The organism is Variovorax sp. GW821-FHT09A10 (assembly GCF_059418385.1).
On record NZ_JBWKPT010000006.1, the window covers coordinates 320,976 to 343,170 of the forward strand.

At 69.1% G+C, this 22,195-nt stretch carries 21 protein-coding genes and 1 pseudogene; 8 read left to right on the forward strand and 14 right to left on the reverse strand.

Going from position 1 to position 22,195, the window contains the following annotated elements:
• The first annotated feature begins 37 nt into the window (after positions 1-37).
• Genes AC07Q9_RS23190 through AC07Q9_RS23200 form a run of 3 tightly spaced genes read left to right on the forward strand, consistent with a single transcriptional unit; the run spans position 38 to position 2,831 of the window.
• Positions 38-1,030 carry a Bug family tripartite tricarboxylate transporter substrate binding protein gene (locus tag AC07Q9_RS23190; RefSeq protein ID WP_095743196.1) on the forward strand — a complete coding sequence of 331 codons (993 nt, stop codon included), beginning with the start codon at positions 38-40 and terminating at the stop codon, positions 1,028-1,030.
• A gap of 18 nt (positions 1,031-1,048) precedes the next feature.
• Positions 1,049-1,840: a class II aldolase/adducin family protein gene (locus AC07Q9_RS23195; protein ID WP_095949817.1), complete on the forward strand. Its 792-nt coding sequence runs from the start codon at positions 1,049-1,051 to the stop codon at positions 1,838-1,840.
• Between the two features lie 13 nt (positions 1,841-1,853).
• Positions 1,854-2,831 carry a 2-dehydropantoate 2-reductase gene (locus tag AC07Q9_RS23200; protein ID WP_095949818.1) on the forward strand — a complete coding sequence of 326 codons (978 nt, stop codon included), beginning with the start codon at positions 1,854-1,856 and terminating at the stop codon, positions 2,829-2,831.
• A 15-nt stretch (positions 2,832-2,846) separates the two neighbouring features.
• On the opposite strand, the gene AC07Q9_RS23205 is transcribed toward AC07Q9_RS23200, so the two are convergent.
• From AC07Q9_RS23205 to AC07Q9_RS23215, 3 genes are all read right to left on the reverse strand, one after another.
• On the reverse strand, positions 2,847-3,641 hold the full coding sequence (locus AC07Q9_RS23205) for a hypothetical protein (protein WP_495311930.1): 795 nt from the start codon (positions 3,639-3,641) through the stop codon (positions 2,847-2,849).
• A gap of 149 nt (positions 3,642-3,790) precedes the next feature.
• Entirely contained in the window at positions 3,791-4,504 is a 714-nt protein-coding gene (locus AC07Q9_RS23210; protein WP_489060289.1) for a YebC/PmpR family DNA-binding transcriptional regulator, read from the reverse strand.
• Positions 4,505-4,600: 96 nt separating this feature from the next.
• On the reverse strand, positions 4,601-5,479 hold the full coding sequence (locus AC07Q9_RS23215) for a DMT family transporter (RefSeq protein WP_495311942.1): 879 nt from the start codon (positions 5,477-5,479) through the stop codon (positions 4,601-4,603).
• 219 nt (positions 5,480-5,698) lie between these two features.
• Here AC07Q9_RS23215 and AC07Q9_RS23220 point away from each other — a divergent pair, with 219 nt between their 5' ends.
• Positions 5,699-6,637 (forward strand): LysR family transcriptional regulator, encoded by a 939-nt coding sequence (locus tag AC07Q9_RS23220; RefSeq protein WP_495311943.1) that lies wholly within the window; start codon positions 5,699-5,701, stop codon positions 6,635-6,637.
• Here AC07Q9_RS23220 and alr read toward each other — a convergent pair.
• Positions 6,580-7,677 carry an alanine racemase gene (gene alr / locus AC07Q9_RS23225; RefSeq protein WP_070063521.1) on the reverse strand — a complete coding sequence of 366 codons (1,098 nt, stop codon included), beginning with the start codon at positions 7,675-7,677 and terminating at the stop codon, positions 6,580-6,582. The two genes, AC07Q9_RS23220 and alr, sit on opposite strands and share 58 nt — an antisense overlap.
• A gap of 171 nt (positions 7,678-7,848) precedes the next feature.
• On the opposite strand from alr, the gene lplT reads away from it, so the two are divergent.
• From lplT to AC07Q9_RS23240, 3 genes are read left to right on the forward strand one after another with little or no spacing between them, the layout of a single operon-like run.
• Positions 7,849-9,153: a lysophospholipid transporter LplT gene (lplT, locus tag AC07Q9_RS23230; RefSeq protein ID WP_489060295.1), complete on the forward strand. Its 1,305-nt coding sequence runs from the start codon at positions 7,849-7,851 to the stop codon at positions 9,151-9,153.
• A 60-nt stretch (positions 9,154-9,213) separates the two neighbouring features.
• Positions 9,214-10,104, forward strand: coding sequence for a DMT family transporter (locus AC07Q9_RS23235; RefSeq protein ID WP_495311931.1), 891 nt, complete (start codon positions 9,214-9,216; stop codon positions 10,102-10,104).
• Between the two features lie 11 nt (positions 10,105-10,115).
• Positions 10,116-10,604 carry a glutathione peroxidase gene (locus tag AC07Q9_RS23240; RefSeq protein ID WP_495311932.1) on the forward strand — a complete coding sequence of 163 codons (489 nt, stop codon included), beginning with the start codon at positions 10,116-10,118 and terminating at the stop codon, positions 10,602-10,604.
• Here AC07Q9_RS23240 and AC07Q9_RS23245 read toward each other — a convergent pair whose 3' ends face one another.
• The 10 genes from AC07Q9_RS23245 to AC07Q9_RS23290 all read right to left on the reverse strand — a co-directional run bounded on the left by AC07Q9_RS23245 (position 10,605) and on the right by AC07Q9_RS23290 (position 21,607).
• Positions 10,605-11,039: a carboxypeptidase regulatory-like domain-containing protein gene (locus AC07Q9_RS23245; RefSeq protein ID WP_489060301.1), complete on the reverse strand. Its 435-nt coding sequence runs from the start codon at positions 11,037-11,039 to the stop codon at positions 10,605-10,607.
• Positions 11,040-11,136: 97 nt separating this feature from the next.
• Positions 11,137-12,375: a glycolate oxidase subunit GlcF gene (gene glcF, locus AC07Q9_RS23250; RefSeq protein ID WP_495311933.1), complete on the reverse strand. Its 1,239-nt coding sequence runs from the start codon at positions 12,373-12,375 to the stop codon at positions 11,137-11,139.
• A gap of 22 nt (positions 12,376-12,397) precedes the next feature.
• On the reverse strand, positions 12,398-13,516 hold the full coding sequence (gene glcE, locus AC07Q9_RS23255) for a glycolate oxidase subunit GlcE (protein WP_495311934.1): 1,119 nt from the start codon (positions 13,514-13,516) through the stop codon (positions 12,398-12,400).
• A gap of 13 nt (positions 13,517-13,529) precedes the next feature.
• Complete coding sequence (locus tag AC07Q9_RS23260; RefSeq protein WP_495311935.1) at positions 13,530-15,032, reverse strand: FAD-linked oxidase C-terminal domain-containing protein; 1,503 nt, start codon at positions 15,030-15,032, stop codon at positions 13,530-13,532.
• 14 nt (positions 15,033-15,046) lie between these two features.
• Complete coding sequence (locus AC07Q9_RS23265) at positions 15,047-16,708, reverse strand: L-lactate permease (protein ID WP_495311936.1); 1,662 nt, start codon at positions 16,706-16,708, stop codon at positions 15,047-15,049.
• Between the two features lie 126 nt (positions 16,709-16,834).
• On the reverse strand, positions 16,835-17,722 hold the full coding sequence (locus AC07Q9_RS23270; protein WP_489060308.1) for a LysR substrate-binding domain-containing protein: 888 nt from the start codon (positions 17,720-17,722) through the stop codon (positions 16,835-16,837).
• Positions 17,723-17,741: 19 nt separating this feature from the next.
• On the reverse strand, positions 17,742-18,671 hold the full coding sequence (locus AC07Q9_RS23275) for an SMP-30/gluconolactonase/LRE family protein (protein WP_495311937.1): 930 nt from the start codon (positions 18,669-18,671) through the stop codon (positions 17,742-17,744).
• Positions 18,672-18,880: 209 nt separating this feature from the next.
• Positions 18,881-20,305, reverse strand: a complete 1,425-nt coding sequence (locus tag AC07Q9_RS23280) for an ammonium transporter (protein ID WP_495311938.1) — start codon at positions 20,303-20,305, stop codon at positions 18,881-18,883.
• A gap of 29 nt (positions 20,306-20,334) precedes the next feature.
• On the reverse strand, positions 20,335-20,673 hold the full coding sequence (gene glnK / locus AC07Q9_RS23285; protein ID WP_099794566.1) for a P-II family nitrogen regulator: 339 nt from the start codon (positions 20,671-20,673) through the stop codon (positions 20,335-20,337).
• A gap of 70 nt (positions 20,674-20,743) precedes the next feature.
• The gene (locus AC07Q9_RS23290; RefSeq protein ID WP_492682381.1) at positions 20,744-21,607 is read right to left on the reverse strand and encodes a TorF family putative porin; all 864 of its coding nucleotides are present in this window, start codon (positions 21,605-21,607) and stop codon (positions 20,744-20,746) included.
• 217 nt (positions 21,608-21,824) lie between these two features.
• Here AC07Q9_RS23290 and AC07Q9_RS23295 point away from each other — a divergent pair.
• Positions 21,825-22,022 (forward strand): annotated as a pseudogene (locus AC07Q9_RS23295) (magnesium chelatase domain-containing protein); the annotation flags it as partial.
• Between the last annotated feature and the right edge of the window lie 173 nt (positions 22,023-22,195).

Genomic DNA, 22,195 nt, shown 5'->3' on the forward strand with positions numbered 1-22,195 from the left:
TCCTGTTGACTCCTCACCCACCCGAAAAGAGACAGACATGACCTTCACCCGCCGCCACATGCTGCAGTCCACCGGCGCCTCGGCGCTGCTCGCCAGCCTCGGCCAGCAGGCCTTTGCGCAGGCTGCCGCGCTCGAGAACGCCACCATCGTCACCGGCTTCGCGGCCGGCGGCACCTCGGACACCACCTGCCGGCGCCTGGCGCTGAAGCTGAGCCCCGACTACGCCAAGACCGCCGTGGTCGAGAACCGCACCGGCGCGGGCGGCCAGATCGCCGTGAGCTACGTGAAGGGCCGTCCGGCCGACGGCACCACCATCCTGCAGACGCCCACGTCGATCCTCACGATCTACCCGCACATCTACAAGAAGCTGCCCTACGACCCGATGGTCGACCTCACGCCCGTGAGCCTGGCCTGCATCTTCGACTTCGGCTTCGCGGTCGGCCCGGCCGTGCCGGCCACCATCAAGACGGTGCCCGAGTTCCTCACCTGGGCCAAGGCCAACCCGGCCGGCGCCAACTACGGCTCGCCGGCCGCGGGCTCCACGCCGCACTTCATCGGCGCGCTGCTGGGCAAGCAGGCGGGTGTCGAGCTCAAGCACGCGGCCTACCGCGGCACGCAACCGGCCATGCTCGACCTGCTGGGCGGCAACATCTCGGCGGTGTCGGGCCCCATCGGCGACATCACGCAGCACCTGCAATCGGGCAAGGTGCGCATCCTGGGCGTGTCGGGTGCCAAGCGCAGCCGCTTCGCGCCCGATGTGCCGACCTTCGGCGAGCAGGGCATCAAGAACATGGCGCACAGCGAATGGTTCGCCTTCTTCCTGCCGGCCAAGGCCTCGCCCGAGCTGGTGACGAAGCTCAACACGGCGATGAAGAACGCGCTCGCACAGAAGGACGTGATCGACGGCCTCGGCACCTTCGGCCTGGAAGCCATGTCTTCCACGCCGGCCGAGCTGGCCGATCTACTGAAGAAGGACACCGCCAAGTGGGCGCCGATCGTGAAAGAGGTCGGCTTCACGGCTGAAGGTTGATCACATGAAGGAACTGCCATGAACACACTCGCCACCACCGCGCCGTCGGCGCTGGTCCATCCCTCGATCCATCCCGACGAGCGCGCCGCGCGCGAGGAGCTCGCGGCCTGCTACCGCGTGTTCGCGATGCTGGGCTGGACCGAGATGATCTACAACCACATCACGGTGCGGCTGCCTGACAGCGTGACCGGTGGCGAGAAGCAGTTCCTCATCAACCCCTTCGGCCTGCACTACAGCGAGGTGACGGCCAGCAACCTGGTGAAGATCGACCTGCAGGGCAAGGTGCTCGACGGCTCGACCTACCCGGTGAACCCGGCCGGCTTCGTGGTGCACGCGGCCATCCACGACGGCCTGCCCGGCGCGCACTGCGTGATGCACACGCACACCACGGCCGGCGTGGCCGTGGCCTGCCTGCAGGGCGGCCTGCAGCAGACCAATTTCTATACCGCCCAGCTGCACGGCATGGTGGCGTACCACGACTTCGAGGGCATCACGATCCATGCCGACGAAGGCCCGCGTCTGCTCAAGAGCATCGGCGATCGCAACGCGGTGATCCTGCGCAACCACGGCCTGCTGGCCTGGGGCCAGACGCTGCCGCAGACCTTCGCGATCCTGTGGACGCTGCAGCGCGCCTGCGAGATCCAGATGGCGACCTTCTCGATGGGCGCCGCGATTCCGGTGAGCGAAGAGATCGCGCAGCGCTGCACGCGCGACGCGCTGCAGTTCAGCCCCGCGCACGGCGCCGGGCAGGACGTGTTCAATGCGCTGGTGCGGCAAGTGGACCGCATCGACCCGAGCTACCGCAACTGAGGCGCCTGTTCCCATGAAGATTTGCATCTACGGCGCCGGCGCGATCGGCGGATGGATCGGCGTCGGCCTCGCACAGGCAGGCCAGCGCCTGAACGTGGTGGCGCGCGGCGCCACGCTCGACGCGCTGCAGAAGGACGGCCTTTCGCTGATGCGCGGCGACGTGCGCACGCGCGTGCCGGTGAACGCGGTGGCCGACCCCGAGGCACTCGGTGTGCAAGACCTGGTGGTGATCGCCGTGAAGGCGCCCGCGCTGGCCGGCGTGGCCGAACGCATCGGGCCGCTGATCGGGCCCGACACGATCGTGCTGGTGGCCATGAACGGCGTGCCGTGGTGGTTCCTCGAAGGCGGCTTCGGCGGCGAGATCACGGGGCACCGGCTCGCGGCCGTCGACCCCGAGGGCGCCATTGCCAAGGCCATTCCGTCGCGCAACGTGATCGGCTGCGTGGTGCACGCCAGCTGCTCGCTCGACGGGCCGGGCGTGGTGCGGCACCACTTCGGCAACGGGCTGATCGTGGGCGAGCCGTCGGGCCAGGCCACGCCGCGGGTGCAGAAGCTGGTCGAGCTGCTCAAGAGCACGGGCATCGACACCACGCTGTCGCCGCAGATCCAGAAGGACGTGTGGTTCAAGCTGTGGGGCAACATGACGGTGAACCCGATCAGCGCGCTCACCGGCGCCACCACCGACCTGATCATGGGCGACGACTACGTGCGCGGGTTCATCTCGGCGGTGATGCTCGAGGCCAAGGAGATCGGCCGACGCATCGGCATCGAGATCACGCAGAGCCCCGAGGACCGGCATGCGGTGACGATGAAGCTCGGTGCGTTCAAGACCTCGATGCTGCAGGACGTGGAGGCGGGCCGTTCGGTCGAACTCGACGCGCTCGTCACCGTGGTGCGCGAGCTGGGCGAGCTGACGGGCGTGGCCACGCCGTTCACCGATGCGCTGCTGGGGCTGGCGCGGCTGCGCACGCGGCAGCTCGGGTTGTACTGAGCCGTCTGCCGCCGATTACCAGCGGTTTTCGGGCGCGGCGCCGATGGCCTCGACGCAACGGGCCACGATCTTCGTGCGTTCCTCGCGCAGCCGCTGCCAGCCGTCGGCCTGCCACTGGGTCCAGGCCAGCGGCTCCGATTCGTAGCTGCAGCCGATCGGCGGGCGCATGAAGCCCGCGCGTCCCAGCGAGGCGCCGTACTTGAGCCGGAACAGTTCGTCCGAGCCCATCAGGTTTTCGTAGACGAGGTGCCACGACCCCGGGACCAGCGGCGAGTCGGCCTCCTTCGGCGTCTGGCGCGCGGCCTCGATCTCTTCGGGCGTGGAGCCGTCGGTCAGCGCGGTGGCGAGGGCGGTCTCGGTGCGGCGGCGGTAGATGTCGGTGGCGATCTTGCTCAGGGCCTCCTGCAGGTCGCTCATCGCCGGGTTGACGCTCACCGGGTCGTCGCGCAACGCTTCGAGCGTGGTGCCGCCAAGGCCGTCCTTCGAGAAGCCCTGCACGGCCGCGCCGGTACCGAGCACGGCGAACGCGACGTTCAACGCGACCTGGCCGGCCACGCGGCCCACCGTGTCTTCGCGCCGCACCACGCGCAGGTGATCGGCGCCGCTCTGCTGGGGCATGCGCAGGTAGCGCACGCGGGTTTGGGATGGGGTTGCGGCTGGGGTGGCTTCGGCGGGTGCCGAGGCTGCGGCCATGGGCGGTGCGGCCGCTTCGGTCTGGGCTTGTGCCGAGAAGCCGGCGATGGCCAGTGCCAGGCCGAGGGCATGCCGTGTGGCACGCGACGGCGTTCGTTTCTTCGTCGAATGGGTCATTGAACTGTTTTCCTCCGGCGCGGATTGTCTCCGCGCTGGAGGGCTCCGTTCATTCGAAGATGTTCGGGACGCGTGCACAGGACACCGGGTGCTCGCGGAGCAAGGTGCCCCGTCGGCGTGATCGCCGCCCCGAACCTCAGGCGTTCAGCTCAACCCGCCAACCCGACGTACACGTTCTGCACGTCGTCGTTCGCATCGATCGCGGCAAGAAACGCCTCGACCTCTTCCAGGTCCGCCGCACTCAGGCTCGCCGGATCAATGGGGTTCTTCGGCCGGTAGCCCAGCTTGGCCGACAGCACGGTGAAGCCCTGGGCCGGCAGTGCGCGGCTCACCAGGTCGAGGTCGGCGGGCTCGGTCAGGAACAGGGTGGTGCCGTCGTCGGCGCCCGGCTCGAAGTCCTGGGCGCCGGCTTCGATGGCGGCCACTTCGGCGTCGGCGTCCTTGCTGGCGGGCTCGGCCTCGATCATGCCGAGGTGGTCGAAGTCCCACGAGACCGAGCCGGAGGTGCCGAGCTGGCCCTTGCGGAACAGCACGCGCATTTCAGGCGCGGTGCGGTTCACGTTGTCGGTCAGGCACTCGACCATCACGGCCACGCGGTGCGGGGCGAAGCCCTCGTACATCACGTGGTCGAAGTGCACCGCCTCGCCCGTGAGGCCGGCGCCCTTCTTGATGGCGCGGTCGAGCGTGTCCTTCGGCATCGAGACCTTGCGGGCCTGCTCGACGACCAGCCGCAGCCGCGCGTTCGAGGCCGGATCGGCGCCGTTGCGCGCGGCGATCATGATTTCCTTGGCCAGCTTGCCGAATAGCCGGCCCTTGGCATTCGCGGCCACGTCCTTGTGCTTGGCTTTCCATTGCGCGCCCATGTCTGCATTCCTTGGTGTGGTGGGGGGCGGCGAAACGCCGCAGCCCCCGAGGATGCCACGAGCCGGGGGCCGCGCCCAGCCGGCCCCCTTCCGCCGTCAGGGGCGCCCCTGCGGCCCGCCCTCCTCCGGCGCCAGGCTGACCCACAGGGCCGCGCCCACGATCAGCAGGCCGCCGGCCCAGCCCCAGGCGCCGATGCGCTCGCCCAGCCCGAGGGCCGCGATGGCCGCGCCGAACACCGGCTCGCTGCCCATGAGCAGCGACACCCGGCTCGGGCTGCTGCGCGAGGCCGCGTGGTTCTGCGCGAAAAAGGCGAACACGGTGCACAGCAGCACGAGGTACGCCATGCCCCACCAGAAGCCGGCCGTGGCGGGCGGCAGGTGCCAGGCGCGCCCGCCCGACGCGGCCAGCAGCGACAGCGCCGCCGCGCCCAGCGCCATCACGCCCGACTGCACGGCCGTCAGCGTGAGCGCCGGCAGGGTGTGGCGGCCCGCCAGGCGGCGGGTGAGGCACACCATGACGGCGCGCAGGAAGGCGGCGGCGAGCATGAGGGCGTCGCCCCACCCCATCGACAGGTCGGCGAGCGAAGGCGCCGACAGCAGGGCCGCGCCCACGGCCGAGAGCCCGGCCGCCCAGAACACGCGCCGCGCGGGCCGCCGGCCCAGCAGCCACCATTCGACGAACGGCGTGATCGCCACGCACAGGCTGATGAGGAAGGCGGCGTTGCTCGCCAGGGTCAGCGAGACGCCGAAGGTCTCGCACAGGAAGATGGCGAGCAGGTTGGCGCCCAGCAGGCCGCCCACGGCGAGCCCCTGGCGCCACTGCGGGTCGCGCCACAGCGGCCGCAGCGCGGGCAGCAGCACGAGAAAGGTGAGGCCGAAACGCAGCGCGACGAACTCGAGCACCGGCAGCTGCTGCGTCGCCTGCTTGGCCACCGCATAGCTGCCGCCCCAGACCGCCGCCACGAGCAGCAGCATGAGTTCGGCCGGGCCGAAGCCGGCCGTCCACGACCCGCGCCCCGCCGGGACCGCACCTTGCAACGCCTTTGAATCCATACTGTCTGCCCGCGGCCCGGGGCGCCTGAAAGAAGAAGAGAAGGCGCATTGTTCCGGGCGGCACCAGGGCCGCACAGCCGTCGGCCGGAACAGGACTCTTGCGTGGTCGGAACTAATTCATTTCTCAAGGTGCTGCCCGAGATGGTGACCTTCGTGCGGGTCGCCGAACTGGGCAGCTTCTCGGCCGCGGCCGACCTGCTGGGCATCACGCCCTCGGCCGCGAGCCGGCAGGTGAAGCGGCTCGAACAGGAGATCGGCGTGCAGCTGCTGCAGCGCACCACGCGCCAGCTGCGGCTCACCGAGCCCGGCGCCGAGGCTTTTGCGCGCTGCCGCGAACTGGTGGCGGCGGCGCAGGGCGCGATGGACATCGGCGCGCAGTTCGCGCGCACGCCCACCGGCCGGGTCCGCCTGAGCGCGCCGAAGGCCTTTGCGCGGCGCGTGCTGCATCCGCACCTGCTCGATTTCCTGCGCCAGTACCCGGCGGTGGACGTGCAGCTGATCGTGGCCGACCGCGACATCGACCCGATCCGCGAAGGCGTCGACCTCGTGGTGCGCCTCACCACGGCGCCGCCCGAGGGGCTGGTGGCGCGGCAGCTGATGGCGGTCGAGCACATCCTGTGCGCCACGCCGGCCTACCTGGCGCGCCACGGCGCCATCGCGCACCCGCACGACCTGCGCGCGCACAGCTGCCTGTCGCTGGGCGAGCACGAGCGCGACAACCACTGGCGCTTCCGAAAGGAAGGTGAAGACGAGGTCGAGGTGGTGGTGGACGGCCGCTACGTCTGCAACCACAGCGAGATGCGGCTCGACGGCGCGCTCGCGGACCTGGGCGTGGCCTGCGTGCCGGCCTTCACGGCGCGCGAGGCGCTGGACGACGCCCGCGTGGTGCGCGTGCTGCCCGACTGGGCGCTGCAGGGCAGCTACCAGGGGCACGCGTGGCTGATGTACCCGCCCAGCCGCTACCTGCCGCCCAAGTGCCGGGTGCTCGTGGAGCACATGCTCGGCGCGCTGGCCGGCAGCGACTATTCGTCGGCCGGTGCGAAAGGCACCCGCGGCGCGACCGCGCACATGAGTTCGTAGCCGACGGTGCCGGCGGCCTGGGCCACCTCGTCGATCGGCAGCACCGCGCCGGTCAGGGCCGAGCGGCCCCACAGCGTGACCTCGGCGCCGAAAGCGGCGTCGGGCACGGGCGTGAGGTCGACGGTGATCATGTCCATGCTCACGCGGCCCACCATGCGAGTGCGCACGCCGTTCACGAGCACCGGGGTGCCGGTGTCGCAGTGGCGCGGGTAGCCGTCGGCATAGCCGACCGCCGCGATGCCGATGGTGAGCGGGCCCTCGGCCGCGAAGCGCGAGCCGTAGCCGATGGTGTCGCCGGCCTTCAGCGTCTGCACCGAGATGAGCCGGGTCGACAGCGTCATGGTCGGCTGCAGCTGCCAGTGCGCCGCGTCGTGCTCGGGGAAGTCGGGGGCGCTGCCGTACAGCACGATGCCGGGGCGCACCCAGTCGCCGCGCGTGCGCGGCGCATGGCGCAGCGTGGCGGCGCTGTTGGCAATGGAGCGCTCGCCGGGCAGGTCGCGCGTGGCGCGCTCGAACACCTCGAGCTGGTGCTCGATGCCGCGCGGGCCGTCGGCGTCGCTGAAGTGCGTCATGAGCGAGATCTCGTCGACCTGCGGGAGCGCGTTCAGGCGCGTCCAGGCCGAGCCGAAGCGCTCGGGCGAGAAGCCCAGGCGGTTCATGCCGGAGTTCATCTTCAGGAACACGCGCTGCGGCTTCAGGGTCTTGTGGGCCGCGAGCATGTCGATCTGCTCGTCGCAGTGCACCGAATGCCACAGGTCCAGGCGCGAGCACAGCTCCAGGTCGCGCGCGTCGAACACGCCTTCGAGCAGCAGCACCGGGCCGCGCCAGCCCAGCGCGCGCACGCGCTCGGCCTCGGCCAGGTCGAGCAGCGCGAAGCCGTCGGCGCCGCGCAGGCCCTCGAAGACACGCTCGATGCCGTGCCCGTAGGCATTGGCCTTGACGACGGCCCAGACACGGGCGTCGACGGCCGAGCGGCGGGCCCGGTCGAGGTTGTGGCGCAGGGCGGCGGTGTGGACGGTGGCGAGAATGGGGCGCGGCATGGCGGGTGTTGGGGTGGTTTCAGACCACGTTTTAGCATCTTCGGGAATGGGGTCGAATCCCGTGGGGATGCCTGAATTCGCGTCGTACCCCCATGCTATAACCGCCCATTCGCGCCTGACGCGACACTTTTTCACTACCGCCAGCAGACCCTCTGGCCAGCCAGCCCATCGATGAAGCGCGGTTTTTACACGATCATGTCGGCCCAGTTCTTTTCGTCGCTGGCCGACCAAGCGCTTTTCGTCGTTGCCGTCGATCTCATGCGAAGTTCGGGCGCCCCCGAATGGCAGCGGGCCGCCCTGGTGCCGATCTTCGCGGTCTTCTATGTGGTGCTGGCCCCGCTGGTGGGCGCCTTCGCCGACGCATTGCCCAAGGGCAAGGTGATGTTCATCAGCAACGCGATCAAGGTCGTGGGCTGCCTGATGATGCTGTTCGGTTCGCACCCGCTGCTGTCGTATTCCATTGTGGGCCTGGGCGCGGCGGCCTACTCGCCGGCCAAGTACGGCATCTTGACCGAGCTGCTGCCGTCGTCGCAGCTGGTCAAGGCCAACGGCTGGATCGAAGGGCTGACCATCGCCTCGATCCTGCTGGGCATCGTGCTCGGCGGCATGCTGGTGGGCCACGCGGTGTCGAGCCACCTGCTGCTGATCGACCTGCCGTTCATCGACACCGGCATCGACTCGCCGGCCGAGGCCGCCATTGCGGTGCTGATCTTCGTCTACGTGCTCGCAGCCTGGTTCAACACCCGCATCCCGCACACCGGCGTCGAGATGCGCCCGCTGCGCTCCGACCCCGCGCAGAGCATGGTGCGCAACCTGGCCGGCCTGCTGCCCGACTTCTGGCATTGCAACGCCCGCCTGTGGCGCGACCGGCTGGGCCAGATCTCGCTGGCGACCACCACGCTGTTCTGGGGCGCGGGCGGCAACCTCAAGTACATCGTGCTGGCCTGGGCCGCCGTGGCGCTCGAATACAACACCACCCAGGCCTCGGCGCTGACCGGCGTGGTGACCATCGGCACCGCGGTGGGCGCCATCGTGGCCTCGATGTACATGCGCCTGGACATGGCCACGCGCGTGATCCCCATGGGCATCGCGATGGGCCTGATGGTGATCTGCATGAACTTCATCGGCAACGTCTGGCTGGCGGTGCCGTTCCTGATCATCCTGGGCGGCCTGGGCGGCTTCCTGGTGGTGCCGATGAATGCGCTGCTGCAGCACCGCGGCCACAACCTGATGGGCGCGGGCCGCTCCATTGCCGTGCAGAACTTCAACGAGCAGGCCTGCATTCTTCTGCTGGGCGGCTTCTACAGCGTGTGCACGGGCCTGGGCCTGTCGGCCTACGGCGCGATCAGCGCCTTCGGCCTCGTGGTGGCGGGCTGCATGTGGCTCATCAAGCGCTGGCACGAGAACAACCTCAAGAAGTATCCTGAAGAGGTCGAGCACCTGTTGGCCATCGCCCGCAGCGACAAGCACCACTGACCTTGCGCGACCGCGTTGGTGAATGGCCGGCGCGCCGAGCGCCCCCACTCCAACGCCCCCATGCCCGCACTTGCCCTGATGTTCAACGCCTTCGTGTGGGGCGTTTCGTGGATTCCGTTCCGCCAGATCGCCAGCCACGGCTTGCATCCGCTGTGGACCACCTGCCTGATCTACCTCGTCATCGCCACGGCGATGGGCCTCCTGCGCCGGCACGCCTGGAAAGCCTTCGCCGCGTTCCCGATGCTGGCGGCGCTGGGCCTGGCGGCCGGCTTCACCAACGTGGGTTTCAACTGGGCCGTGACGCAGGGCGACGTGGTGCGCGTGGTGCTGCTGTTCTACCTGATGCCGCTGTGGAGCGTGCTGCTGGCCTGGCTGCTGCTGGGTGAGCGGCCCACGGGCGGCGCGCTGGCGCGGGTGGCACTGGCGCTCACTGGCGTGGTCGTGGTGCTGAAGGCGCCCGGCACCGACTGGCCCGTGCCCTCGAGCCTGCCCGACTGGCTGGGCGTGGCGGCGGGTTTCGGCTTTGCCGTGACCAACATCGTGCTGCGCCACCTGCGGCATGCGCCGGGCGAGTCGCGCGCGCTGGCGATGTTCTGGGGCTGCACCGTGGTCGCGGGCGTCGGCGCCGTGGGCGGCACCGCGTTCGGCGGCATCGATTCGCCGCTGCTCGCCTCGCCGGGCTGGCTGGGCTGGGCCGCGCTGCTGGGCACGGGCTTCATCGTCGCCAACGTGTGCCTGCAGTACGGCGCACCCAAGCTGGCGGCCAGCGCGACCTCCGTGATCATGCTGTCGGAAGTGCTGTTCGCGAGCGTCTCGTCGGTGGCGCTGGGCGCGTCGACCATGAACTCGCGCATCCTCGTCGGCGGCGCGCTGATCGTGCTGGGCGCGGTGTGGTCGGCGTTTGCGCGAACCCCGCCCGCGCGCGATGATGGCGTTTCCGCGTCCACCTGAGGAACTCCCCCATGACCAGCGTCTACGACTTCGAAGCCACCCGCATCGACGGCAAGCCGGTGAAGCTCTCGACCTTCCGCGGCCAGGTGCTGCTGATCGTCAACACGGCGAGCAAGTGCGGGTTCACGCCGCAATTCGAGGGCCTGGAAGCGCTGCACGAGAAGTACGCCGGCCAGGGCCTCACGGTGCTGGGTTTTCCGTCGAACCAGTTCGGCGGCCAGGACCCGGGCAGCAACGAGGAAATCGGCGCCTTCTGCATGACCAACTACGGCGTGAGCTTCCCGATGATGGAGAAGATCGACGTCAACGGCAGCAATGCGGTGCCCCTGTACCAGTGGCTCACCAAGGAAAAGCCGGGCCTGCTGGGCAGCACGGCGATCAAGTGGAACTTCACCAAGTTCCTCGTGGGTCGCGACGGCGCGGTGCTCAAGCGCTACGCACCGCTGGACACGCCGGCCTCGCTCACGCGCGACATCGAGGCGGCGCTCGCCGCCGGCTGATCAGAAGCGAAAGTCGGCCGTCTTCGGCGCGCCGCCGACCGTCACGGTCTGGCTCCTGGTTTCGCCCTTCGACGTGCTCACGTCGATCACATAGCGTCCCGCCGGCACGTCGATGAGGCACACCGGCCCGTTGGCGGTGAAGGCCATGGCGGCGGAGCTGTTGGCGTCGCCGCCCTTGATCGCGACATTCAGGTTGGCCAGGTAGGCGCCGTCGGCGCGCGCGAACAGCAGCGACAGCGGGTGGTTCTTCATGGCGGCGCGCATGGCGTCCGACTCGTCGGAGCCGATGCCGCCGCACACATAGCGCGTGGTGCCGATGCCCTGCCAGGGCGGCAGGGCCGAGGGCGGCTGCTGCGCCTGCGCGGCGACGGTGCCTGCGATGCAGGCGGCGGCCAGCAATGCGCGGCGCAGCGGAAAAGCAGAAACGAAAGACATGGCACGAACTCCTTGCAGCGTCTTCGGTCCGCCATGATGCGCCCGAACACGCCAGGCGCACGTCGGACGGTAACGTGCCCTGCCGTGCGCGTGCGCCCTACCCTGCGGGCGCCTGCAGCGCCGCGTCGAGCAGCTCGACCCAGTGCCGCACGGGCGTGTCGCCGCTGCCGCTTTGCAGGTGCGTGATGCAGCCGATGTTGGCCGAGGCGATGGTCGTGGGCTGCAGCTGCTTCAGGTGGCCGAGCTTGCGGTCGCGCAGCGGGTAGGCCAGCTCGGGCTGCAACACCGAGTAGGTGCCGGCCGAACCGCAGCACAGGTGCGATTCGTTCATCGCCACGCGCACGTCGAAGCCGAGCGCGCGCAGGTGCGTCTCGACGCCGCCGCGCAGCTTCTGGCCGTGCTGCAGCGTGCACGGCGGGTGGTAGGCGACCACGCCTTCGGGCGCACGCACGCGGCCCTGCAGCGCGGGCACGAGCTCGGGCAGCAGTTCGCTCAGGTCGCGCGTGAGGGCGCTGATGCGCGCGGCCTTCGCGGCATAGGCCGCGTCGTGCTGCAGCAGGTGGCCGTACTCGCGCACGGTGACGCCGCAGCCCGAGGCGTTCATCACGATGGCCTCCACCTCGCCGCGTTCGACGAAAGGCCACCATGCGTCGATGTTGGCGCGCATCTGCGCCTTGCCGCCGTCCTGGTCGTTGAGGTGGAACTTCACCGCGCCGCAGCAGCCCGCCTTGGGCGCGACCACGGCCTGGATGCCGGCCGCATCGAGCACGCGCGCGGTGGCGCTGTTGATGTTCGGCGCCATCGACGGCTGCACGCAGCCCGCGAGCATCAGCACCTTGCGCGCGTGCGTGGCGGTGGGCCAGCGGCCGGCGTCCTGCTTGACGGGCACCTTGGCCTTCAGTGCTTCGGGCAGCAGGCCGCGCACCGATTGGCCCAGCGCCATCGCGGGGCCGAACAGCGGCGACGGCAGCGCTTCCTTGAGCAACCAGCGCGTGGCCGACTCCATCGCCGGGCGCGGCACTTTCTCGTCGACGATCTTGCGGCCGATGTCGACCAGGTTTCCGTACTGCACGCCGCTCGGGCAGGTGCTTTCGCAGTTGCGGCAGGTGAGGCAGCGGTCCAGGTGCAGCTGCGTGCTGCGCGTGGGCGCGTGGCCTTCGAGCACCTGCTTGATGAGGTAGATGCGCCCGCGCGGCCCGTCGAGCTCGTCGCCGAGCAGCTGGTAGGTCGGGCAGGTGGCGGTGCAGAAGCCGCAGTGCACGCACTTGCGCAGGATGGCTTCGGCTTCGCGGCCCGCGTCGGTGTCGCGGAATTCGGGGGCTAGTTCGGTTTGCATCGCGGGGTGGGTGTTTCTTTTCTTATTGGTCGCCTGCGAAGAGCCGGCCGCGGTCGAAGACCCCGTGCGGATCGAACTCCTGCATCAGCGCGCGATGGATGCGTGCCACCGGCGCGCTCAGTGCGTCGAAGCGCGGCACGTCGCAATCAGCCGCTTGCGCCGCGGGCACGCGGAACAGCGTGGCATGGCCACCCGCTGCGTGCGCGGCCTCGCGCAGGCGCGCGGCCTGCGCGGGCGGCGCGAGGTACCAGCGCTGCCCACCGTGCCATTCGACCAGCGGCGCGGCGCAGCCCTCGATGGCGATCACCGGCGCGGTCTGCGGCACCGACAGGCGCCACAGCGCCAGCGCACCGTCGGCATCGAGCGCGAACCACGGCATGCGCTGATCGCGCAGCGCGGCCCAGCCGGCGGCCGCGCGCACCGGGTCCTGGCGTTCGCCGCCGAGTTGCGCGCAGGCGGCTTCGACGGCCGCCACGGCGCCGCGCAGCCGCAGGCGCAGCACGCCCGCGCCGGGCGCGTGTTCGAACCAGCTGCTCGCGTTCAGCGGCAGCGGGCGTCCGCCCCACTCGTTGAGCAGGCGCAGCGCATCGGCCTGGCTGCAGGCGAAGGCGAGCGTGGCCTCGGCGGGCGCCACGGGCAGCACCTTGAGGCTCACTTCGGCGATCACGCCCAGCGTGCCGAGCGAGCCGGCCAGCACGCGCGAGACGTCGTAGCCGGCGACGTTCTTCATCACCTGGCCGCCGAAGCTCAGCACCTCGGCGCGGCCGTTGATGAGCGTGGTGCCGAGCACGTAGTCGCGCACTGCGCCCACGCTGGCGCGCGACGGGCCGCTGAGGCCGGCGGCGACCATGCCGCCCACCGTGCCGCCTGCATCGAAGCACGGCGGCTCGAACGGCAGGCACTGGCCTTGTTCGGCGAGCGCGGCCTCGAGCTCGGCCAGCGGCGTGCCGGCGCGCACGGTGACGACCAGCTCGCTCGGTTCGTAGCTCGTGATGCCGGCGAGCGCGCGCAGATCGAGCAGCTCGCCGCGCGGCGGCTGGCCGTAGAAATCCTTGGTGCCGCCGCCGCGCAGGCGCAGCGATGTGGCATCGGCCGCGGCGGCGCGCACGCGCTCGACGACCTGCTGGAGGGCGGTGTCCATGTTCATCACGTTCTCAGAATCTCGGCAGGTCGGAGTGCGCCAGCCGGCCGCCGCGCACCACTTCCTTGCCGTACTCGGCGCAGCGCTGCAGCGTGGGGATCACCTTGCCGGGGTTGAGCAGCCCGGCGGGGTCGAAGGCGCGCTTGATGCCGAACATCTGCTCGTTCTCGGCCGCGGTGAACTGCACGCACATGCTGTTGAGCTTTTCCACGCCCACGCCGTGCTCGCCCGAGACGGTGCCGCCCATGGCGACGCTGGTCTCGAGGATGTCGGCGCCGAACAGCTCGCAGCGGTGCAGCTCGTCGGGATCGTTCGCATCGAACAGCACCAGCGGATGCAGGTTGCCATCGCCCGCGTGAAACACGTTGCAGCAGCGCAGGTTGTACTTCTTCTCCATCTCCTGGATCGCCAGCAGGATGTCGGCAAGCCGCTTGCGCGGGATGGTCGAGTCCAGGCACATGTAGTCGGGGCTGATGCGGCCCGACGCCGGAAAGGCGTTCTTGCGGCCGCTCCAGAACTTCATGCGCTCGTCTTCGCTGGTGCTCACGGCGATGGCGGTGGCGCCGCAGCCACGCAGCACCTCGGTCATGCGGCCGATTTCTTCCTCGACTTCTTCGGGCGTGCCGTCCGATTCGCACAGCAGGATGGCGGCGGCGTCGAGGTCGTAGCCGGCGTGCACGAAGTCTTCGACGGCGGCGGTCATGGGCTTGTCCATCATCTCCAGTCCGGCCGGGATGATGCCCGCCGCGATCACCGCCGCGACCGCGTCGCCGGCTTTGCGCACGTCGTCGAAGCTGGCCATGATGCAGCGCGCCAGCTGCGGCTTGGGCACGAGTTTCACCGTGACCTCGGTGGTCACGGCCAGCATGCCTTCGCTGCCGATGGCCAGCGCGAGCAGGTCGAGCCCCGGCGCATCGAGCGCCTCGCCGCCGAACTCGATCGCTTCGCCCTCGGCCGTGAAGCCGCGCACGCGCAGCACGTTGTGCAGCGTGAGGCCGTACTTCAGGCAGTGCACGCCGCCCGAGTTCTCGGCCACGTTGCCGCCGATGGTGCAGGCGATCTGGCTCGATGGGTCGGGCGCGTAGTACAGGTTGAAGGGCGCGGCGGCTTCGCTGATGGCGAGGTTGCGCACGCCGCACTGCACGACAGCCGTGCGGCTCACGGGGTCGACCTTCAGGATGCGGTTGAACTTGGCGAGCGACAGCGTCACGCCCAGCGCGTGCGGCATGGCGCCGCCCGAGAGCCCGGTGCCGGCGCCGCGCGCCACCACGGGCACGGCCAGCGCATGGCAGGCGCGCAGCACGGCGGCCACCTGCGCCTCGGTCTCGGGCAGGGCCACCACCAGCGGACGCTGGCGGTAGGCCGTGAGGCCGTCGCACTCGTAGGGCGTGGTGTCTTCGGCGTGCCAGATGAGCGCATGCGCGGGCAGGTGCGCCTGCAGCGCCCGCACCACCTGCGCCTGGCGCTCCGCCTTCGACAGCTGCGCGTGCTGTTCGGTCGTGACGGGAGCATTCATGGCGGGAGCAACTTTCAGCGGACGACCATCAGGGTGAATGGCCACACATAGGCCTGCAGCGTCACGTACAGGCCGACCAGCGAGGCCAGCGCGATCGAGTGGAAGAACACGTAGCGCAGGATGTCGCCTTCGTGATTGAACCACCGCGTGGCGGTGGAGGCCACCACGATCGACTGGGCGTCGATCATCTTACCCATCACGCCACCCGAGCTGTTGGCCGCGCCCATGAGGTTGGGCGCCAGGCCGAGCTGGTCGGCCGCGACCTTCTGCATGCCGCCGAACAGCACGTTCGAGGCCGTGTCGGAGCCGGTCATGGCCACGCCGATCCAGCCCATGAGCGTGCCGAAGAAGGGATAGAACACGCCGGTGTTGGCGAACGCCAGGCCCAGCGTGGTGTCGGTGCCCGAGTAGCGCGTGAGCGTGCCCAGCGCGAGCATCAGCACGATGGTCATGAGCGAGTAGCGCACCATCCAGAGCGTGCGAAGAAAGGTACGCGCGATCTCGACGGGGTTGTACTTCATGAACAGCGCACTCACGATCGCCGACAGGAGGATGCCGGTGCCCGTGGCCGACAGCAGGTTCAGCACGTACACCGCGCCCTCCTTGGTGGGCGCGGACACCACCGGCGGCATCTTCTCGATCAGGTTGTGCAGCCCGCCCATCGGGAACGCGGGCGCGAACACGCCGTTGAGCGCGGTCTTCACCGCCGGCAGGCCCCAGATGAAGACGAACACCGAGAGGATCACCCAGGGCATCCACGCGCGCACCAGCGCCTCGCGGCTGTGCACGACGATGGCGGCCGGCGGCTTGGCCTCGTGCGCGCTCACGTCCTTGCCGCGCAGCGAGGGCGAGCGCCACACGTTCTTGGGCTGCCACACGCGCAGGAACAGCACCAGGCTGGCCATCGACACGATGGCCGCGATGATGTCGACCAGCTCGGGGCCGATGAAGTTCGACACCAGGTACTGCGGCACCGCGAACGACACGCCCGTGACCAGGATGGCCGGCCACACTTCCATCATCGCCTTGCGTCCGGCGAAGGCCCAGACCAGCCAGAACGGCACCAACAGCGAGAAGAACGGCAGCTGGCGCCCGATCATCGCGGTGACTTCCATCAGGTCGTAGCCGTGCACCTTGGCCAGCGTGATCACCGGCGTGCCGAGCGCGCCGAAGGCCACCGGCGCCGTGTTGGCGATCAGCGAGAGGCCCGAGGCGGCCAGCGGCGAGAAGCCCAGCCCGATCAGGATGCCGGCCGTGACCGCCACCGGCGTGCCGAAGCCCGCCGCGCCCTCGAAGAAGGCGCCGAAGCAGAAGGCGATCAGCAACAGCTGGATGCGGCGGTCTTCGGTGATGCCCGAGAGCGAGTCCTGCAGCACCTTGAAGCTGCCGTTCTGTTCGGCCAGCTGCTGCAGGAAGATGATGTTCAGCACGATCCAGCCGATCGGCAGCAGGCCCGTGAAGCCGCCGAAGAGCGCGGCGCGCCCGGCCATCTCGGCCGGCATGCCGTAGGCGAACACGGCGACGGCCAGCGCCGCCAGCAGGCCCAGGCCGGCGGCGATGTGGGCCTTGATGTGGAAGAAGCCGAGGCACGCGAGCATCACCACCACCGGGATCGCGGCGAGCGCGGTGGAAATGATCATGTTGCCGAACGGGTCGTAGATCTGCTGCCAGGTCATGCGTTGTCTCCGGGGAGGCTGTTGTTGTGCCCCGCACTCTAGGGAGATGCGCACCGTCCGGGTTGAAGGATTTTTGCCCGGACCTTGATAAAAATTTGTCGCGCCGACCTGTCGGTCAACCGCGCATCAATGCAGCATCTGTGCGAGCCAGTCGACGAAGGCGGCGCATTCCCAGCGCTCCAGCGTGCCCGGCTGCCAGCAGATGTAGTGGCGGTGCGGCGAGGGCACGGGCCGTTCCGACAGCGCCACCAGCCGGCCCGATTCGAACCAGGCGGCGCCCAGTTTCTGTCGCACCAGCGCCACGCCGAAGCCGCTGGCCGCCGCGTCGTAGACCAGGCCCAGGTCGTTGAACTGCGAGCCCAGGTGGGGCTCGGGCTGGTCGATGCCGCAGCTCGCGAACCAGGTGCCCCAGGGCTCGAGCGGGCTGCGGATCAGCCGCGCGCTGGCGATCTCGGCCGCGGTGCGAAAGCCGTCGAAGGGCCCGAACTCGTTGAGGTAGCTCGGGCTGCAGGCGGGCACCACGTCCTCGGCGATGAGCAGGCGGTGCTCGCAGTCAGCGTAGGCGCCGATGCCGTAGCGCACCTGCAGGTCGGTCTGCTCGGCCGTGACGTCGAGCAGCGGAATCGACACATGCAACGCCAGCTCGATGTCGGGGTAGAGGTTGCGAAACAGCTCCAGCCGCGGCATCAGGAACTGGCGGCTGAAGGTCGGCGTGACGGCCACGCTCAGGCGCGGCGCACGCAGCGCCGCGTCACGGCTGCCGGGCGTGGCCTGCTGCAGCGCGGCCAGGCCGACGCGCACGTTCGCCAGGTAGGCCGCGCCGTCGGCCGTGAGGCTGAAGTCGCTGCGCCCGAAGAGCTTGAAGCCCACGTGCGCCTCGAGCTGGCGGATGCGGTGGCTCACGGCGCTGGCCGTCACGCACAGCTCGTCGGCCGCGCGGCCCGCATGCCGCAGCCGCGCGACGGCCTCGAAGGTCAGCAGGCATTGGATCGGGGGGATGTGGTGCAACGCCATCCGCAAGCAGCCGGAAGGCTCAGTCTTCGAAGAAATTCACGGGCAGGCCCGGCGTGTCGACGCGCATCGAGAGCACGGTGCCCGAGGCCGGGCGCTGCACCAGCTCGTCGGCCGGACGGCCCTTGCGCCCGCTGGTGACGAACAGGGTGCGCAGGTCGTCGCCGCCGAAGCAGGGCATGGTCGGGCATTGCACCGGCACTGCGATGGCCGCCACGCGCTCGCCCGTGGGCGCAAAGCGCAGCAGCTGCGCGCCTTCGAACATCGCGACCCAGTAGTGGCCCGCGGCGTCGACGGTGGCGCCGTCGGGGCGGCCGTCGTAGTGCGTGGGCGCGCCCGGCACCCAGCCCGCGGGCTTGGCATCGAACTGCTGGAACACGCGCGCATGCGACAGCGTGTTGGCCTCGGCGTCCCAGTCCCAGGCGCGCACCACGTGCGCGGCGGTGTCGGCCCAGTACAGGGTGCCGTTGTCGGGCGAGAACGCCAGGCCGTTGGCGGTGGTGACGTGTTCCAGCATCGACGTGATGGTGGGCGAGACGTCTCCCGGGCGTGCGTCGAAGCAGTAGAGCGCGGCGTTGGCGCGGTCCTTGGCCTCGTTGAGCGAGCCGGCCCAGAAGCGGCCGAGCGCGTCGCACTTGCCGTCGTTGAAGCGCATGGTGCGCACGTCGTGCTCCGCGCGTGCCATCGCGACCAGTTCACCGCCCCATTCGCGGGCGCGGTAGATGCCGTCACGCAGCGCGATCACGAGGCCGCCGCTGCGTGCCGGCGCCATGCAGCCGGGCTCGGTGGGCAGGGCCCAGCGCTCGACCATGGCCGTGGGCGATCCGATGTCGCCGCGCGTGCGCAGCACGGCGCGGCCCGGAATGTCGAGCCAGTAGAGCGCGCGTTCGTGCGGGTGCCAGAACGGCGATTCACCCAGTTCGCAGAGGCTGTCTTCGATGGAGGTCCACATGGTGGGGCGATTGTGCCCCCGGCCATGCGGGCTGCGGGCAAAAAAAAGCCCGCTGACGCCGAAGCGCTCGCGGGCTGAACATCCAAAGGAGACTCGCCTGAAAAAACCGGGAGCTGTTGTTCTTCTTTGTGTCGAAAAGGGTGGTGGTGGTCTTTGAAGCGCGGGGGTCGGCGCCGTGCCGGACCACCCGCTGTCTGTCTGTGTGCGAATCAGCGGTTGTAAGCTGTTTCGCCGTGTGACGAGATGTCGAGGCCTTCGCGCTCTTCTTCTTCCGACACACGCAGGCCGAGGGTCAGGTCGGCGATCTTGAAGGCGATGAACGCCACCACGCCGGACCACACGATCGTGAACAGCACGCTCTTGACCTGGATCCAGACCTGGCCGCCCATCGTGAAGGTGTCGGGCGTGAGGCCGCCGGTACCGCCCAGGCCCTTGGCTGCGAACACACCGGTCAGGATGGCACCCAGGATGCCGCCCACGCCGTGCACGCCGAACACGTCGAACGCGTCGTCGGCACCGAGCATGCGCTTGAGGCCGCCCACACCCCACAGGCAGACCAGTCCGGCCAGCAGGCCCAGCACGATCGAACCCATCGGGCCGACGAAACCGGCGGCGGGCGTGACGGCCACGAGGCCGGCGACGGCACCGGACGCGGCGCCCAGCATCGAGGCCTTGCCCTTGTGCAGGCTCTCACCCAGGATCCACGACAGGGCCGCGGCGGCGGTGGCGAGCACCGTGTTCACGAAGGCCAGGCCGGCGGCGGCGTTGGCCGCACCTGCCGAGCCGGCGTTGAAGCCGAACCAGCCGACCCACAGCAGCGAAGCGCCGACCATGGTGAGCGTGAGCGAGTGCGGCGTGAAGGCTTCCTTGCCGTAGCCGACGCGCTTGCCGATCATGTAGGCACCGACGAGGCCGGCGATACCGGCGTTGATGTGCACCACGGTGCCGCCGGCGAAGTCGAGCGCGCCGTCCTTGCCCAGCAGGCCGCCGCCCCACACGATGTGGGCCATCGGCACGTAGCTGAAGGTGAACCAGATCACCGAGAACAGCAGCACGGCCGAGAACTTGGCACGCTCTGCGAAGGCGCCGACGATCAGCGCCACGGTGATGGCCGCGAAGGTGCCCTGGAAGGCGACGAACACGTATTCGGGAATCGTGGTCAGCGCGCCGAAGGTCTCCTGCGTGATGCCCTTCATGAAGATCTTGTCGAAGCTTCCGAAGAAATTGCCGTCGCCCGTGAAGGCCAGGCTGTAGCCGTAGATGGCCCACAGGATGCTGATCAGCGAGAAGATCACGAAGACCTGCATCAGCACCGACAGCATGTTCTTGGAGCGGCCCAGGCCGCCGTAGAACAGCGCCAGGCCGGGGATGGTCATCAGGATCACGAGCAGCGTCGAGGTGAGCATCCAGGCGGTGTCGCCGGAGTCGACCTTGGGCGCGGGTGCCGCAGCCGGGGCGGCGGGTGCAGCTTCGGCAGCAGCGGGTGCTGCAGCCGCTGCAGGCGCGGGTGCAGCCGCGGCAGGTGCCGACGCAGCCGGTGCCTCAGGGGTGGCGGCGGGTGCCTGGGCCAGCGCCGACGTGCCGGCGACGAAGACGCTCAAACCGAGCGCAAGAGAGACAAGAAGTTTTTTCATAGTCGTTGTTCTTTCGGGCCAGGACTCGATCAGAGGGCTTCGCGGCCCGTTTCGCCGGTGCGGATGCGCACGACCTGCTCGAGGTTGTAGACAAAGATCTTGCCGTCGCCGATCTTCCCGGTGCGCGCAGCGCCCTCCACCGCCTCGATCACGCGATCGACGAGGTCGTCGGAGATGGCCGCCTCGATCTTCACCTTGGGCAGGAAGTCGACCACGTACTCGGCGCCGCGGTACAGCTCGGTGTGGCCCTTCTGGCGACCGAAGCCCTTCACTTCCGTGACGGTGATGCCCTGCACGCCGATGGCCGAGAGTGCTTCACGCACCTCGTCGAGCTTGAACGGTTTGATGATGGCTGTGACCAGCTTCATGATGAGTTGCTCCTTCTGGATGGATGAAAGGTGGCGCGGCAACGTGGGCCGCGCCTGGTTGTTGTGTCGATTACAGCGTCTTCGTCAGCGTGACGATGAAGCGTGCCTTGTTGGGCGAGTACGTCGTCTGGCCGAAAGTGCCGAAACCGAAGTCGTAGCCCGGGTTGGCCACGGCGAGGTACGAGCTCTTCTTGTTGGCGCCCTGCACCGAGCCGGTGAGCGTCAGGCCGCTGCCGAAGTCGTAGGTGGCGCCGATGTTGTAGTCGACGTAGCTCTTGTAGCCCAGGCTGCGGATGTCGCTGGACATGTTGGTGAAGCCGACCGCCGCCTTCAGCGTGACCTTGGGCACGATCTCCTTGCTGTAGGCCAGGTTCAGGTAACCGGTGTTGGTGCCCTTCAGGCCCGAGCCGGCCTTGTTGCCCGCGTAGCCGAAGTAGTCCTTCGACACGGTGTGCGAGTACTTGGCCGTGAACGAGCCGAAGCTGTCGTTGGCGTAGGTGGCGCCCACGTAGAGCTCGGTGGTGTTGCCTGCCGAGTTGCCCGGGTAGATGTAGGTCAGCGCACCGACGTCCATGTCGACCGGGCCGGCCTTGAACTTGTAGCCGCCGTAGATGTCGCTCTCGATGCTGTTGCCCTTGAGCCAGTTGACGCTGGAGTTCCAGTTGCCGACGTAGAAGCCGCTCTCGCCGAAGGCGTAGTCGAAGCCGCCCTGGATGGCGGGCTTGAAGCCCTTGGTCTTGGCGTAGTCGTTCTTGCCGATCATGTCCTGGTCCTGGCCGCGGAACTTGTAGTTCGAGGTCAGGGAGACATTGCCCGTGAGCAGGGGCGCGGGTGCCGGGGCTGCGGCGTCGGCGGCCTGGGCCATGGCGGCGCCCGAGGCGGTCAGTGCAGTGGCCAGAACGATCAACGCCTGGGCGGCGGTACGGTGCGTCATCAGGGAACTCCTCGCAAGTGTGTTGTTGGACCTGAGCACCCTCAAAGCAGGGAGCGTGCCAAAGTGCACAAATACCGCCCCGGCCAGAGGGCGGCGATGCGCGGCGGTGAGCGCCAAATCGTTACAAGCCCTGTTTCCGGCAGTTGCACACGCTTGCACGCTGCACGGTCCTGGGCCTGCATGTCGCAGGCGCACCAACTTGGGGAGAGGGAGAGCAATGAGTCTGTCTTTGGTGCAAAGCCGCGCCTTGCTCGGCCTGGAGGCCGCCGCCGTCACGGTCGAGGTGCATCCGGCGAACGGCCTGCCGAGCTTCACCCTGGTGGGGCTGGCCGAGACGGAGGTCAAGGAGGCGCGCGAACGCGTGCGCTCGGCGATCCAGAACGCCGGGCTTGAATTTCCTACCAACAAGAAGATCCAATGTAGTCAACATGTTTTTTGAGTAAGGTAGTGCTTTTCAGCACCCGCTGATCGCGCTCATCTATTCCCCTCTACTTGACGCCCAAGGTCCTTGCCTGTTGATTGCCGCCGAAAATTGACCCAGCTAACGCAGTAATTTCCGTCTAAGACTGACCCACGTAAAACCCTACC

Excerpts from the sequence above, each read along its gene's own strand:
- glcE (WP_495311934.1), bottom strand. The coding sequence starts at position 13,516 with ATGGACACCGCCCTCCAGCAGGTCGTCGAGCGCGTGCGCGCCGCCGCG.
- AC07Q9_RS23215 (WP_495311942.1), bottom strand. The coding sequence starts at position 5,479 with ATGCTGCTGCTCGTGGCGGCGGTCTGGGGCGGCAGCTATGCGGTGGCC.
- AC07Q9_RS23235 (WP_495311931.1), top strand. The coding sequence starts at position 9,214 with ATGCCCGCACTTGCCCTGATGTTCAACGCCTTCGTGTGGGGCGTTTCG.
- AC07Q9_RS23210 (WP_489060289.1), bottom strand. The coding sequence starts at position 4,504 with ATGGGCGCGCAATGGAAAGCCAAGCACAAGGACGTGGCCGCGAATGCC.
- AC07Q9_RS23220 (WP_495311943.1), top strand. The coding sequence starts at position 5,699 with ATGGTGACCTTCGTGCGGGTCGCCGAACTGGGCAGCTTCTCGGCCGCG.
- alr (WP_070063521.1), bottom strand. The coding sequence starts at position 7,677 with ATGCCGCGCCCCATTCTCGCCACCGTCCACACCGCCGCCCTGCGCCAC.
- AC07Q9_RS23280 (WP_495311938.1), bottom strand. The coding sequence starts at position 20,305 with ATGAAAAAACTTCTTGTCTCTCTTGCGCTCGGTTTGAGCGTCTTCGTC.
- AC07Q9_RS23260 (WP_495311935.1), bottom strand. The coding sequence starts at position 15,032 with ATGAATGCTCCCGTCACGACCGAACAGCACGCGCAGCTGTCGAAGGCG.
- AC07Q9_RS23200 (WP_095949818.1), top strand. The coding sequence starts at position 1,854 with ATGAAGATTTGCATCTACGGCGCCGGCGCGATCGGCGGATGGATCGGC.
- lplT (WP_489060295.1), top strand. The coding sequence starts at position 7,849 with ATGAAGCGCGGTTTTTACACGATCATGTCGGCCCAGTTCTTTTCGTCG.
- AC07Q9_RS23205 (WP_495311930.1), bottom strand. The coding sequence starts at position 3,641 with ATGACCCATTCGACGAAGAAACGAACGCCGTCGCGTGCCACACGGCAT.
- AC07Q9_RS23240 (WP_495311932.1), top strand. The coding sequence starts at position 10,116 with ATGACCAGCGTCTACGACTTCGAAGCCACCCGCATCGACGGCAAGCCG.
- glcF (WP_495311933.1), bottom strand. The coding sequence starts at position 12,375 with ATGCAAACCGAACTAGCCCCCGAATTCCGCGACACCGACGCGGGCCGC.
- AC07Q9_RS23270 (WP_489060308.1), bottom strand. The coding sequence starts at position 17,722 with ATGGCGTTGCACCACATCCCCCCGATCCAATGCCTGCTGACCTTCGAG.
- glnK (WP_099794566.1), bottom strand. The coding sequence starts at position 20,673 with ATGAAGCTGGTCACAGCCATCATCAAACCGTTCAAGCTCGACGAGGTG.
- AC07Q9_RS23275 (WP_495311937.1), bottom strand. The coding sequence starts at position 18,671 with ATGTGGACCTCCATCGAAGACAGCCTCTGCGAACTGGGTGAATCGCCG.
- AC07Q9_RS23190 (WP_095743196.1), top strand. The coding sequence starts at position 38 with ATGACCTTCACCCGCCGCCACATGCTGCAGTCCACCGGCGCCTCGGCG.
- AC07Q9_RS23265 (WP_495311936.1), bottom strand. The coding sequence starts at position 16,708 with ATGACCTGGCAGCAGATCTACGACCCGTTCGGCAACATGATCATTTCC.
- AC07Q9_RS23245 (WP_489060301.1), bottom strand. The coding sequence starts at position 11,039 with ATGTCTTTCGTTTCTGCTTTTCCGCTGCGCCGCGCATTGCTGGCCGCC.
- AC07Q9_RS23290 (WP_492682381.1), bottom strand. The coding sequence starts at position 21,607 with ATGACGCACCGTACCGCCGCCCAGGCGTTGATCGTTCTGGCCACTGCA.
- AC07Q9_RS23195 (WP_095949817.1), top strand. The coding sequence starts at position 1,049 with ATGAACACACTCGCCACCACCGCGCCGTCGGCGCTGGTCCATCCCTCG.